General features: G+C 34.4%; 15 protein-coding genes. 11 read left to right on the top strand and 4 right to left on the bottom strand.

Annotated features, from left to right (window positions below):
- The first annotated feature begins 12 nt into the window (after positions 1–12).
- From HHL23_RS16295 to HHL23_RS16260, 8 genes are all read left to right on the top strand, one after another.
- On the top strand, positions 13–2,034 hold the full coding sequence (locus tag HHL23_RS16295; RefSeq protein WP_169235849.1) for a hypothetical protein: 2,022 nt from the start codon (positions 13–15) through the stop codon (positions 2,032–2,034).
- A gap of 5 nt (positions 2,035–2,039) precedes the next feature.
- Positions 2,040–2,945 carry a hypothetical protein gene (locus tag HHL23_RS16290; RefSeq protein WP_169235848.1) on the top strand — a complete coding sequence of 302 codons (906 nt, stop codon included), beginning with the start codon at positions 2,040–2,042 and terminating at the stop codon, positions 2,943–2,945.
- A gap of 151 nt (positions 2,946–3,096) precedes the next feature.
- Positions 3,097–3,252, top strand: coding sequence for a hypothetical protein (locus tag HHL23_RS16285; protein WP_228426612.1), 156 nt, complete (start codon positions 3,097–3,099; stop codon positions 3,250–3,252).
- A gap of 151 nt (positions 3,253–3,403) precedes the next feature.
- Complete coding sequence (locus HHL23_RS16280; protein WP_169235847.1) at positions 3,404–4,261, top strand: hypothetical protein; 858 nt, start codon at positions 3,404–3,406, stop codon at positions 4,259–4,261.
- Between the two features lie 240 nt (positions 4,262–4,501).
- Positions 4,502–4,792, top strand: coding sequence for a toxin-antitoxin system YwqK family antitoxin (locus HHL23_RS16275; RefSeq protein WP_169235846.1), 291 nt, complete (start codon positions 4,502–4,504; stop codon positions 4,790–4,792).
- A gap of 117 nt (positions 4,793–4,909) precedes the next feature.
- Complete coding sequence (locus tag HHL23_RS16270) at positions 4,910–5,830, top strand: helix-turn-helix transcriptional regulator (RefSeq protein WP_169235845.1); 921 nt, start codon at positions 4,910–4,912, stop codon at positions 5,828–5,830.
- A 53-nt stretch (positions 5,831–5,883) separates the two neighbouring features.
- Positions 5,884–6,510: a hypothetical protein gene (locus HHL23_RS16265; protein ID WP_228464808.1), complete on the top strand. Its 627-nt coding sequence runs from the start codon at positions 5,884–5,886 to the stop codon at positions 6,508–6,510.
- The gene (locus HHL23_RS16260; RefSeq protein WP_169235844.1) at positions 6,511–6,942 is read left to right on the top strand and encodes a nucleoside deaminase; all 432 of its coding nucleotides are present in this window, start codon (positions 6,511–6,513) and stop codon (positions 6,940–6,942) included.
- 1 nt (position 6,943) lies between these two features.
- Here HHL23_RS16260 and HHL23_RS16255 read toward each other — a convergent pair whose 3' ends face one another.
- Genes HHL23_RS16255 through HHL23_RS16245 form a run of 3 tightly spaced genes read right to left on the bottom strand, consistent with a single transcriptional unit; the run spans position 6,944 to position 8,539 of the window.
- Positions 6,944–7,138 carry a hypothetical protein gene (locus HHL23_RS16255; RefSeq protein ID WP_169235843.1) on the bottom strand — a complete coding sequence of 65 codons (195 nt, stop codon included), beginning with the start codon at positions 7,136–7,138 and terminating at the stop codon, positions 6,944–6,946.
- Between the two features lie 44 nt (positions 7,139–7,182).
- On the bottom strand, positions 7,183–7,725 hold the full coding sequence (locus tag HHL23_RS16250) for a GNAT family N-acetyltransferase (protein WP_169235842.1): 543 nt from the start codon (positions 7,723–7,725) through the stop codon (positions 7,183–7,185).
- Between the two features lie 55 nt (positions 7,726–7,780).
- Positions 7,781–8,539: a type III pantothenate kinase gene (locus HHL23_RS16245; protein ID WP_169235841.1), complete on the bottom strand. Its 759-nt coding sequence runs from the start codon at positions 8,537–8,539 to the stop codon at positions 7,781–7,783.
- A 307-nt stretch (positions 8,540–8,846) separates the two neighbouring features.
- On the opposite strand from HHL23_RS16245, the gene HHL23_RS16240 reads away from it, so the two are divergent.
- The 3 genes from HHL23_RS16240 (at position 8,847) to HHL23_RS16230 (ending at position 10,972) form a co-directional block, all read left to right on the top strand.
- Entirely contained in the window at positions 8,847–9,278 is a 432-nt protein-coding gene (locus HHL23_RS16240; protein ID WP_169235840.1) for a hypothetical protein, read from the top strand.
- 125 nt (positions 9,279–9,403) lie between these two features.
- Positions 9,404–10,237, top strand: coding sequence for a M23 family metallopeptidase (locus tag HHL23_RS22855; RefSeq protein ID WP_169235839.1), 834 nt, complete (start codon positions 9,404–9,406; stop codon positions 10,235–10,237).
- Positions 10,238–10,369: 132 nt separating this feature from the next.
- Positions 10,370–10,972 carry a hypothetical protein gene (locus tag HHL23_RS16230; protein ID WP_169235838.1) on the top strand — a complete coding sequence of 201 codons (603 nt, stop codon included), beginning with the start codon at positions 10,370–10,372 and terminating at the stop codon, positions 10,970–10,972.
- Positions 10,973–11,184: 212 nt separating this feature from the next.
- On the opposite strand, the gene HHL23_RS16225 is transcribed toward HHL23_RS16230, so the two are convergent.
- Positions 11,185–13,026, bottom strand: coding sequence for a M1 family metallopeptidase (locus tag HHL23_RS16225; protein WP_169235837.1), 1,842 nt, complete (start codon positions 13,024–13,026; stop codon positions 11,185–11,187).
- Positions 13,027–13,565: the final 539 nt, after the last annotated feature.

Below are 13,565 nucleotides of genomic sequence, written 5' to 3'. Positions count from 1 at the left end.
AAAAACTTAAAAATGAAAAATATAGATATTAGGAATCTCGCGAAGATTGGAGTGGCTAATGTAGATGTTTATAAAACAGACAGAAGAAAATATTCAAAATATAAACTTGAAGGAGATGTTACTTTTTATCGTTCAAAAACAAATATTGATGATAAACTAGGTAATGAAGACTCACAATACTTTGGAAAATTTGGTTATGACAGATATAGTTTAACCACCTCTCCACAAAAAAGCTTTATTTACTATTTTGATAAAAATGGCAAATCATTAAAAGATGCAAAAGAAATTTCTATAAACGACTATGTTTGCCCATACTTAAGTATTTGGCCCAAGACTGAAATCTCTTTATATGTAAAAGCAAAAGGTACTTCTGGAGGCGAAGAAATGCTAGAGTATGAATGTAAAGAATGGGATAAAAATACTCAGACATTTTCAAAAACAACTTCCAAACTAAATATCACAAAAAAGGATCCCGAAGTGACTAATAATACAAGGTATTTCAAAATCAATATTGAATGTAAAGATGCTTTTGAAAATGATATAAGTATTGTTGCTAAATACAATAACCAAATTGTTGGAAGGTTAATCGTAAAAGCAAATTCAAAATTGTATCGAACTACTATTCAACCTGTATTAATCAATTTTGGACAAACAGCAAGCACAGAATTAACATCTTTGTCCAAGCATGATGATTTCATTGAGAACAAACTTTTACCATATTTCAATAATAAATCTTTTAATCAAGCATATATCCAAGCCTCTCTAGCTCCAACAACAAAAACGGTTACCTTTTCTTTAGATGAATTTATGAGCAAAAAACTTTTTTTTACCGATGAAGGTAAACTAAGGCTTGATAGAAGTCAAAAACTCGCATATAATAACTTAATAGAATCAAGATTTGCTGCCTATAATTCTGATGCACAAGAAAAACAGACTATTAATGAAGAGCTAATGACTCTTGCTTATGAAATGATTCAAGGATTCAAGGACAAATTTAATTTTGGAAAAACTTCAGATTTAAAAAAAGCCGCTAAATTCTACGAAGAAAAAAGGGCAACAAACGCATGGAAAAGTGATAAGGTTAACAAAGCCTATCTAAAATATAAAGAACTGAAAAAGAAATACAAAGGAGATAATTCTATAGATAAGAATAATATTACTTATCTGTTTTATAGTAATAATCTCGAATCTGCAAGAACCAAAGGAGAAAAGGATAATGTCCGCGCATTCTCTGCAACTGGTTTTGGTACCGTTCATATTTTCAATCATGCTTTAGAAGCCAATAAAAGAGCGGAAAAAGAAAAAAAACAAGACGACAGAACAGAAGCCTTAATTATTCATGAATTAGGACATGCCTTTGGGTTGAACCATACTATGGACGATGTGGCTAAACGCAGTGCCGAAAGAATTCAGGGAGAAATTGATGCAAAAGAAAAAGAGATCCAAAACTTCTTATCATTAAAGCAAAAAAGTTCTGAATATGAAAAATATATTCGCCTGGATTGGATATATAGCGGTCTGTACGATATCCTTTCGAAAAAAAAGGAAGAACTTTCAGTTGAGAGCTTTGAAAGCAGCTTTTTAGTTTATTTTATCAAAGACATAGAAGATAAGTGCTGGTATTACGAACATATGAAAGTTAAAAATATTTTTAATAGTGTTATTTTGCATATGGAAGAAAACATTGATGCTAAAGTTGTTGTATTGCATGATCAAACTGAGACCGAGCAAGAGAAACAAGAAAGAATAGAAAGAGAAACTCCTCTTACATTTAATTTAATAATTCAAACGCGTAGGAACGAGATTACAGCCTTACAAGCAAACAAATCCCGCCAAGAAAAACAAATCGGAATTGTTCTTCCCCAAACTGAAACCTTAGAAAACTTCCTAGACTATTCCCAATATGGAGATGCAGATGGAAATGAAGCAGCACCAAGAAACAATAAGTTTGAGTATAAATCTTTTTATCAATGGCAATGGAAAAAAATGATTGATACTGGAGTTAAAAATAATTATCTTCGTTTGATAGAATAATAATTATGAAAAATAAATTGATAATCACTCTATTTGCTAGTATATTGACCGCTATGGGCTTAAAAGCTCAAAATCTTCCAGAAAAATTTGAAGAAAATAGTAAATATGGTCTTCGGATAAACGGTAAAAATGTAGTTCCTGCTATTTATGATGATATCTCCACAGATTTTTTAGTAATAGCTAAAAAGGGTAATGGATTTGATTTGTATAATAACAATTTAATACTTTTAGATCAAAATATTAAAGCATATGAATATTTTATCCCAATGGATATATTTCAAATAATTACTAAAAAAAATGAAATAAAAACGTTCAATAACAAAGGGCAGCAAATTGACACTTCTAAATTGAAGATTGAATCCCAAAAAGATCTATTTATTAAGAATGACAGAGCTTTGGAAAATTACACAATAACTAATAATGGTGTAAAATATGAACGGAAAGAATACTTTGGAAAAGAAAACTATCCTCGAGAGTTTAATTATAAGATCATTAAAAATGGAAAAGATGCCAGATTTGTCAACAACGAAAAAAGCTTAGAGATTTCATCATTTTATAATCCCAACATTACAGATTATTTTGAAAAAACATCGTCTCCCGATTATACTGAAGAAACGCTCTACACCCCTCTAAAACATACTTATATTATATTTAAAGTAAATGAAAAGTATGGCGTTTGGGACTTTAAAGAACAAAAAGAAATTATTACATTTCAATACAAAAGGATTATTCCCTATCAAAATTATTTATCCCTGGAAAAAGATGGATTATCAACCTTCTATCCTAATATAGGCATTGAACCGAAATATAAAAAACTAGAACCCTATACCGGAGCTTTCGCCAGATTTGAAACACCAGACGGTAAAAAAGGTTGGGTAGACAGAAAAGGAAAAGAATATTTTGACCAGTAATTAGTAAGCCACAGAAAACTGTGGCTTATTTTTTCTTTTAAAAAAAATATAAAAAATAAAACACGACACGTTTTGTCGCATTAACCCTATATATTTGTCTTATAAAATTTTACCATGAAACGCGGCAGTGCTGCCCATAAAATACAGACGAATGAAAAAAGATTTTTATCTGACAAGATATGCCTTAATTATCAAAAGATTAGAAAGTTCTCCGGCTACTTATTCCCAGCTGGAGGATTATCTTCTTAACTCTTTCGAATTTCAGGATGCAGGGATCCTATTACAAAAACACAAGCTTATTCCTTAAACTCATCAGGAGTAGTACATGTTTTTAATAGCGCATGTGAAAAACCATTTAATGAAAATTTTCAATATAAGCTATTTTATCAATGGCAATGGAAAGAAATTTTGGAGACAGGAATAGAAAATGAGTGTATTAATAAAGTAAAATAATATCTATGAGAATTTTATCTTTGTTTACAATATTATTTAGCCTTTATCTGTATAGTCAAGAGTCTAAAATAGACATCCGTCAGAGTCTAGATTCAAAGAAATACAACTTAAGCATTGATGATAAATCTATTGCCATAGAAAAATATGACTCTTTACAAGTTGAAGGTAATTTTATAACCGGGAAGATAGGAACTAGCTGGGACGTCTATAATTTAACAGGCAAAATGATAAAATCTAGTCTAAAATCATATTCCCCTTATTCATCAAATACTCTTCAGATTATTGATTCTTTTAATAAGGTGTATTTTATTGACGAAAGTGGCCGAGCAATAACTCCTAAAAAAAGAATACAGGCTCCTTTGCGCCCTAATGATGAACTTGGCAACAGTACTTATGTTTCCTATACTATCATTAATGATCATCTTATCAAAGAAGTTTCTAAATATGATAAAGTAGATACTACTTATAGTTTGAAGTTTGACAAAATCCCACCTCAGAAGGCTATCTTTGAAAAATTTGTAAATAATAAAAAAGAGATTTCTTTTGAAAGAGAATGGTATACAGGAGATATATGGGGCAAACTTGATCCTGATTTTGTGATCTTAAAAGAGGATAAAAAATATGGAGTATGGTCTTTATTAGAGGAAAAATATATACTTTCTCTAGAGTTCGACAAAATCCAAAACTTTACCTCATATCTTTCCTTAGAAAAAAACGGACTATCTACATTCTATCCTAACATAGGCACTGAACCGAAATATCAAAAACTTGAGCCATATATAGAATATTTCGCCAGGTTCGAAACTCCGGATGGTAAAAAAGGCTGGGTTGATAGAAAAGGAAAAGAATATTTTGACCAATAATTTAAAAGTTCTCCACTCCTATTCTTGTCTGGACAATAAATTTCTCTAAAACAACCAATAAAATTTTCGTTATAAATATTCCTCTGACTTAATATTTAAGCGGAGGATTTTTTGTGACAAAGACTCTATATTTAAGCGGATACAGTAGGGAATTTTACAAAGGATCAAGAACTACTCTATTAGCACGGTCTCAATATATTACACACAGTATTAGATGTTTAATACATTAATTAAATTATCATGGCATTAAAAATAAAAGAAAGTGATTTAACATGTGACCGCTTAGATGGTGGAGGAGTCCCTATATATTATCACAATGGCAATCCTTTTACAGGTATTGTTTTAAGGTACTATAATACTGGCGAACTTTTTTGTGAAGAAGAATATAAAGAAGGATATCAGGAAGGATGGTTCAGGTCCTATCATAAAAACGGAAAAAAATATACAGAGTATAAAGCACATAACAATGTAGAATACGATGGGACTTATAAAAAATGGGACGAAAATGGTAATCTAATTACGTCTTTTTAATTATAACATACAGATAAAAAATAAAACACGACACGTTTTGTCGCATTAAGCCTATATATTTGTCTTATAAAATTTCACCATGAAACGCAGCTTTGCTGCCATATAAAATACAGACGAATGAAAAAAGATTTTTATCTGACAAGATATGCCTTAATTATAAAAAGATTAGAAAGTTCTCCGGCTACTTATTCCCAGCTGGAGGACTATCTTTTAAACTCTTTCGAATTTCAGGATGCAGGGATCAAGAGCTACTCGATCCGTACATTGCAAAGAGATATTCGCGAGATCTCTGATCTTTTTAATCTTTCCATTCACAATAAAAAGAAAGGTGACAACAGGTATTATATTGAGAGCCGCCCCATCATGGAAGTGGATGAATACAACCAAAAATTATTGGAATCTTTTCAGGTAAGCAATGCTTTGAATCTTCATCCGGATTTTTCAGATTTTATCTTTTTTGAAAGCAGAAAACCCACTGGGATAGAGCATTTCTATGATCTTTTCTTCGCTATCCGGAATAAGAGAGTCGTAAGTTTTGAACATTACAACTACAAAAATAAAATAATGACTTCCCGCAAAGTACATCCCCTTGCCTTAAAGGAATCCAAGGACAGATGGTACCTCATCGCCATTGACACCAAGGACAAGATCTTGAAGTCATTCGGTTTAGACAGGGTCAATTATCTGGATGTAAGTGATAATAAGTTTCGTGAAAAGTATAATTACAATTTCAGAGAACATTTCAAAAATGCTTTCGGCGTTATGAATCTGGCAGAGCAAAATCCTGAGAAGATCGTCATGAAATGCAGCAGACATCAGGGAGAATACATCAGAAGTTTCCCGCTTCACCAGTCTCAGAAAGAAACCAAAGAAACCCTGGAAGAGATCTATTTCGAGTTCTTCCTTCATCCTACGTATGATTTTATGCAGGAAATTCTTTCCTATGGCAAAGAAGTCACCGTCCTTGAACCTAAAGGTTTAGTTGATGACATCCGCACCCATCTTCAGGAGTCACTGAACCGCTATCTGGAAAGCTGATCATAAGACATAAAGCTCATTTTTTTTGATTATATTTACATAAATATACTTTTTTGAAAGCTCTATTTCTATACCTGTTCTGTCTTATTTCTTCCGTTTGCTTTTCCCAGCAGAAGGAAGAATTCAAGCATGTAAAAAACTATTACAACCAGCACAGAACCATGCTGAATACAGAATTCAAAAAGAAGTTCGATCTGGAATCCGACTCTTTCAGAAAGGCAAGTATAAAGCTTGATTATGTTCTTTTCATGAAAAAGATGGACAGCATTGAAAATGTATCCATGATCGCAGCTTTGTTAAAAGTAAGAAATCTGGAAGACCTTCAATCTCTAAAGAGTCCAAAAGGCATATCAGAAAACAATCCCGATAAACCAGTCGATTTTGAAAAATCCGCGGATTATCCTGGTGGGTTCAATACATTGAGGCAGGAAGTCGCCAATATTTTTTACACAGAAGGAGTTTATACCGAAGTAAAAACCGTCAAAACAGATGTAGCTTTTATTGTTGAAAAAGATGGCAGCATCAGCAATGTTCATGCACAGGGGAATAATTTCACCTTCAACCGGCAGGCTGAAATTGCATTGTATTCTGTTTCAGAGAAATTTTCTCCTGCCATTATCAATGGAGAAACGGCTAGATATCAGCTGAGACTTCCTTTAACCTTAACTATTGAAGAGTAAATGTTTACCGACGAATACTACATGAAAATGGCCCTGCAGGAAGCAGAAGCTGCATTAGAAAAAGATGAGGTTCCTATCGGATGTGTGATCGTTTCCAATAACCGCATCATTGCGAGAGCCCACAATCTCACCGAAACTCTAAACGACGTGACTGCCCATGCAGAAATGCAGGCTATTACCTCAGCTGCCAATTTCCTTGGAGGTAAATATTTGGTCAACTGTACATTGTATGTAACGATGGAGCCTTGTGTGATGTGTTCGGGAGCGCTTTCATGGTCACAGATTTCAAAAGTGGTGATTGGTGCCAGAGATGAACAAAGAGGATTTATCAACAAGCATCTTTCTTTACACCCCAAAACAGAAATAATAACCGGAGTCATGGAACATGAATGTTCATCCATCGTGAAAGAGTTTTTCAAAAGCAAAAGATAACTTACTGTCTGGCATCTCTTACATACCTTTCCGGAACTACACCAAGATTAGATGAATTGGTATCATAAAAATTTTCAGAAACGGCGGCACTAAAGTGTGTAGAATTTCCGCTATGACTTTTAAAAGCGATCAGCTTAGTTTTTGAAAAAAGAAATGTGCTTAAGATTAAGGCTACTAGAAAGTAGGTTGATTTCATGGAAGTATTTTGAGATTTGAAGTCTCCTTCCGTGAAAAGTTAAATCAATATTTATTTTTCAGAACAGAATACATCATGACGTCAAAATATTCACCGTCCTTTTTAAGGTGTTGTTTCAGCCTTGCTTCTTCATCCATTCCTATCTTTTCCAGGATTCTTCCGGAGGCAGGATTATGAAGAAAATAAGTAGCATAAATCTTGTTGAATTCCAGTTCCCGGAAACCAAATTCAATCAACGCAAGAGCTGCTTCTGTAATATACCCTTTGTTCCAGAAAGGTCTTCCCATCCAATAACCAAGTTCGGCTTTATCATCTTCCCTGTCGTGAAGTCCTATCGCTCCTATAATTTGTCCGTCTTTATTACGGATGGCAAATGTGTATCCTGTATTATTGTCAAAAGCTTCCTGAGACATCTTAATCCAAAGTTCCGAATGCTCTCTGGTATAAGGATAGGGAATATTGGAGGTAAGGTCCGAGAAAATTTTGTTCTGAAGATATTCAGTCACAAAAGGAATGTCTTCCTCTTTCAGCTGAGAGAGAATCAATCTTTCTGTTTCTATCTTTGGAAATTTTTCTAATTTTCTCATGGTTTATTTTTATTGAACAACCCTTAAACTCAACCTTGACCTGAATCTTTTATATCTATAAATTTTTACCTAAAAAGTAAAGTCCCTTCAATGTATGTAACCTGTCCATTACATGAATCTTTTCCGTCAGTGGCTTATAAACATGGGAAACACCACCCGTTGCCACCACAAAACAATCATCATTCACCTCATCGTTGATACGGTCTATAAAACCTTCTACCATGCCCAGAAATCCATATACCATTCCGCTTTGCATACACGTTACCGTATCCAGTCCCAGTACAGATTTTGGCTTTTTAAGCTCAATATCAGGAAGCTGAGCAGTCTGATTGATCAAAGAATTTAAAGAGGTTACAATTCCGGGAGCAATAATCACTCCCAGCGTTTCTCCTGTCTCTGTTACACAGCTTGCTGTAAGCGCAGTTCCGAAATCGATGATGATTTTTTTCCGGTCAGGATACAAATTATGGGCAGCTACAAGATTAGCATAAATATCTGTCCCCATCTGCTTAGATTTTGCCTGCACTCCTGAAGGCGTAGACCGGTCAACAATCACAGGCTGAATACCATGGATTTTTTTGATGGCCGAACTAATCACTTTGGTAAGCTGAGGTACTACGGACCCGATAATGATTGTACTGATCTCTTTCGGTTCTATTTTATAGGTTTGGTACAGCATAAGCATCTGTACATACAGCTCATCTACTGTTCTGTAGGGTTTTGTATTGATTACCCATGAAATATCACAGTTATCTCCATTGAAAAGACCAAATCTGATATTGCTGTTCCCTACGTTGATTACGATTGAATTCATTTGATTTTTTAAGCTTGTATGGGTTAAAAAACAGTTGTAAAAATAAGGCTTTATCCTCAAAAATAAGCAATCTCCATGTTATTTAGCTTATTTGAGGGCTCTACATTTGCCCGTCTTCTGATGAAACTCATTAAAGCGTTGAGAATAAAGTCAATATCCTATTTAAATCAAAACAGAGAATAAAGAAAAGATGATGATTGTAACAACCTGTATTGGGAGCTGACTGTGGAATTTAAATATTTTCTTTAAATGTATTGAGGATTTATGGAAATATTCTATTATTGTATTTACTCTTAATACAAATAAAATGATAAAAAATATAACTTTAATAATTATTCTTTTGTCCTTTTATAATTGTAATTCTTTACAAAATAATCTTGTAGGAAATTGGAAACTTTCCAGTATAATTAATAGTGATAATATTTATGTTGCTCGCTCATCATTGACTCCTGAAAAAGTAGAAAGTAAAATGACCATATCGCTTAAAGCTGATGGGACATTTATTTCAAATGGAGATTTATGTACAGGAAATTGGCAAGAAACTAAAGACAATAATTCAAAAGGAAAATTTTATTTGCCAAAATATATGAACTTAGATAAAACATTTCGATTTGAAGCAGATAAATGTCCGGGATTAGGTGGAGACCATCATCTAAAATTAATTAATGAAAAATTGGAATTATACTATCCCTCTGTAACAAGGTATCGGATTCAAATATTTGAAAAAATATCAAAATAGAAGCTATAAAAAAACTGATCAATTTACACAAGCTATGTAGAACAACTTTAAAATTATCTAGCTTAAAGTAGATAACGCTACCTCCTCACAGAATAAAATACTTATCAAAAACTAACCACAATAGAATGAAAAAGATAATTACCCTGATATTATTAGCCCAATTTGCATTGATGTTCACTCAGAAACCGGCAAAAATATATTTTGAGCAAAAGAAAGATTCAGTCACCTACTATGTAGATAATGCTGAAATTTATCCTATTTCAATATCATTTCCTCAGCAACCTGAAGTTGAAAACATGAGGACCCCAGAAGCATTCAAACTCATTCAGGTAATACCTGCAAATTCCACAAAATACAGAATTACTTATTTTGTAGTTAATGATAAGACGAAAGGCTGGAAAATAAAGAAAATGCCCAACTATTATACAATGATCGGAGATGTCACCGTTAAAACCTATGATTCTGACTACCAATACGACCTCCCTTTTCAAAAAGGCAAATCTTTCAATGTCTATCAAGGTTACAACGGAACATTTTCTCACCAGAATGAAAACTCTTTAGATTTTGTAATGCCCGAAGGCACGGAGATTACAGCGGCAAGAGAAGGAAAAGTGATTGAGGCTGTTCAAACCAGCAACAAAGGATGTCCCACAATCAGTTGTGCAAATCTGGCCAATTATATTTCTATTTTACATTCAGACGGAACAATTGCTCAATATTTTCATTTAAAACAAAATGGAGTTAAAGTAAAAATCGGGGATACTGTAAAAAAAGGTGACCTGATAGGATTAAGTGGCAATACAGGTTGGACAAACGGACCTCATCTGCATTTTGTATGCTATTTACCCGACTTCACAAATGCTAAACAAAAGAAAACAATTAAAACTCTTTTCAAAACTGGAAACGGAAGTAAAACTGAATATCTGGCAGAGAAGAAAACTTACGCAAAAGAATATTAAGATTAATTCTTGATTTTTTTAATGAGTGTACTGCTTTCTTTACACATACTAAGCAAAATTTGGATCGAAGATTTAGAAAAGTGGAAACATTTAGTTACCTTTAAAACTGAAAATATTTTAAACCTGTTTTCTATGAAAAAATTGATCTTAGCATTTTTCTTTTGTATTGGTCTGAATGCTTTTGCGCAGAGTGGAGCCCAAGTAAAAGACCTATTCCAAAAAATAAAAGAACAGGCCAAGATTGACAAGAATGACCGCGCTGTCTATGAAGTACTGGATGAGTTTTACAATAAAAACCTGCAGGCAGAAAATGATGAAATGACTCCGGAGACCATTCAGAGAATTGAGAAAATGGCTTCAGATCCCAATACAAAGAACCTTCATATCCTGATGCTTTTTCTGATGTATCAACAGCACATCAGCAGAACTTCAATGGCTGGAAAAGCACCTGATACCGAATTCCAGATCGAAACCATGAACATCCTGGAGAACGAAACCAGGGAGGTTTATGGAAAAGTACCTGCCATCATTTATATCTATAAAGCCGAATCACTGGATGGAGCAGGAAAGAAAAGCGAAGTCAAAACGGTATTAGATCAGGGATTAAAAGAATATCCGGATTCAGTTCCTTTAAAAGTATACACTTACCTTAACACGAAAGATGAGGTTTTAAAGAATGATCTGGTCAAAAATCATCCTAATCACTGGATGGTACAGCAGTTTGGAATAAAATAAGGAATTGCAGATGATAGATTTCAGACATCAGATTTCAGATACGAGGCAAGCTCCGGTAATGATGGGGTTGTGAATGGTGAATTCTGCTTCGCAAATGAATGGTGAATGGGTCAAGATGTGAGACATCAGATTTCAGACCGGAATACTCGAAATTAAATACAAATAAAAATCCCGCAGAAAGCTCTGCGGGATTTTTATTTATCTTATAGGATCTATTGTTTCACTTCTACAATATTATCATCCATATTTACATCTGCCAATCTCTGGCTGAAATCTATTCCTAAAACTGAAAGTTGAGCTTTCGTGTAAGGAATTGTCAACGTATATTCTTTCTGCGTCCATGGCCAGTAAGGCATTGTCTTAAAGTCTCCATATATATCTTTTTCCTTCCATGTATGGGTCATATTTAAAGGGATCTGGTAGGTAACTACCTTTTTATCTGTAGTCAATACACTGAAATCAATAGGCATAGGAACCTGCCCATTATTGACCAAAGTGATTGTAGTAGATTTTGCATCATACTTCACGTCTTTGATCCCGTAATCAATAGTTTTCGTCGTGTTGATCCAGTAGTTATGGAACCATTTCAGATCCATTCCTGACACTTTTTGAGCAATGTGAAGAAAATCTCTTTCAGAAGGGTGTTTCAGGTGCCATTGGTCGTAATACTGCTTTAAAGTCTCAGTAAGTTTCTGCTCACCCATGATGTAACCAAGTTCTACCAGATACAGTTCTCCTTTTACGTAGGATGCATAAGTATATGCATTTCCATTGTCATGGTGGTCTCCCAACCATACCGCAGGTTCTTCAATGCCTTTTTTAATGAAAGCTCTGTATGCATTCACTGTATTGGCAAATGGGTTGGGAAGTTCTTCCGGAAACAGCTGATACATCACAGAACCTTCCGCATAGCTAGTAAATCCTTCATCCATCCACGGGCGTACCGATTCGTTGGTTGCCAACATCTGCTGATACCAGGAGTGTGCGCCTTCGTGGGCCATTAGCCCCATTAAGCCTTTAATATCTTTCGCTTCTCCCAGGATCATAGTACACATTCCGTATTCCATTCCGCCATCGCCTCCCTGAATGAAAGCGTATGTCGGGTACACGTATTTTCCGAAATGACTGTTCATTAACTGGAAATATTTGGTCACATAAGGCTGGGCTTCTTCCCAAACTTTCGTTTTGTCATTCTGCTGATAAACCAGGAATACCTTTGGTCCTTCCGGAACATCAAAAATTTTGATGATATAATCTCTGTCTGCACTCCAGGCAAAGTCCAGGATATTATTGGCTTTCCATTTCCAGACCGCTTTTTTATTTTTATCAGCTGTAATTTTTGCAGCGGCATCATATCCTTTTACTTCCGTCGGATTTTCAAGAATTCCTCCTGCTCCGATGACATAATCTTTGTTGATCTTGATGGTAACGTCAAAGTCCGAGAACGGCGCATGAAATTCTCTTCCTATATAATCAAAGGTTGCCCAACCATCATAATCATATTCTGCAATTTTCGGATACCACTGGGTCATCGTCATATCTACGCCTTCCCTGTTGTTTCTACCGCTTCTTCTGATCTGCTGAGGGATGACAGCATCCCAATCCATTGTAAAGGTGGTCGTAGCATTGGGTCGGATAGGTTCTGCCAGATATACCTTCATGATGGTTTCCTGGATCTCAAATTTCAGATCTTTTCCGTTTTGTTTGATCCAGTGGATATTTTGGGCGCCTTCCTGATCTTTCGGAATAGACGCCAATCTTGAAACTCCGTCTTTCTGCAGTCTGGAATCTCCATTTTTCCCCTGGCCAGCAATTCTCTGGTCCATCATCGAATTAGGCTTAAAAGCATTCCAGTACAGATGAAAATACACAACGTTCAGCTCATCAGGTGAGTTATTCGTGTATTCTAAACTTTGTTTTCCCTGGTAGGTAAATTTTTCAGCATTAACATCAATATCCATTTTATACTTCGCAGCCTGCTGATAATAAGCTCCCTGCTGAGCCTGAAATTGTGAAATGATAAACGCAAAAATGATTGCAGCCGATTTTCTCATTTAAAATTTATTTTTTTTAAAGGTAGGTAATTTATGTAAAACCCTCAAATATGGAGCTATTTTAGGGCTTTTTGACCTGTTATGGGTTTAGATGGATTTTAATTCTGATGGTTAAGTTTCACTCACAAAAATTTGGGGGATGAAGTAGATTTTTTAAACCAAAACTTAATCATTGAGTTCCCACAGAAGACACGGATTTCACAAAGAACGATGCTTAAAATCTGAGAAATCTGTGGGAAATTTAAATAAGCCTATATCTTTTTTAACCACAAATGACACAAATTATTGCACAATTCTAAATACAATCATTCATGTCCCATGAGCCTTGTCAAGGTTTAAAACCTTGACAAGGCTGATTCTAGAATTTGAATGAAGCATAGGTATTTTTTAAAAAGATTAAACAGCCGACTTACCAGGGCAAACGCATGATAGAAGTCACATAAGATAGTATATAATTGTTTGATAATAAATAATTTATCATTAGTTTGTTGAGATAAAATATTGTATATTCATCTGATAATCAATAAATTAATTCATTA

The sequence above is a fragment of the Chryseobacterium antibioticum genome, assembly GCF_012927325.1.
Classification (GTDB): Bacteria; Bacteroidota; Bacteroidia; order Flavobacteriales; family Weeksellaceae; genus Chryseobacterium; species Chryseobacterium antibioticum.
The sequence above is the reverse complement of the archived record's forward strand: the minus strand, read 5'-3'. Positions and strand labels throughout refer to the sequence as shown.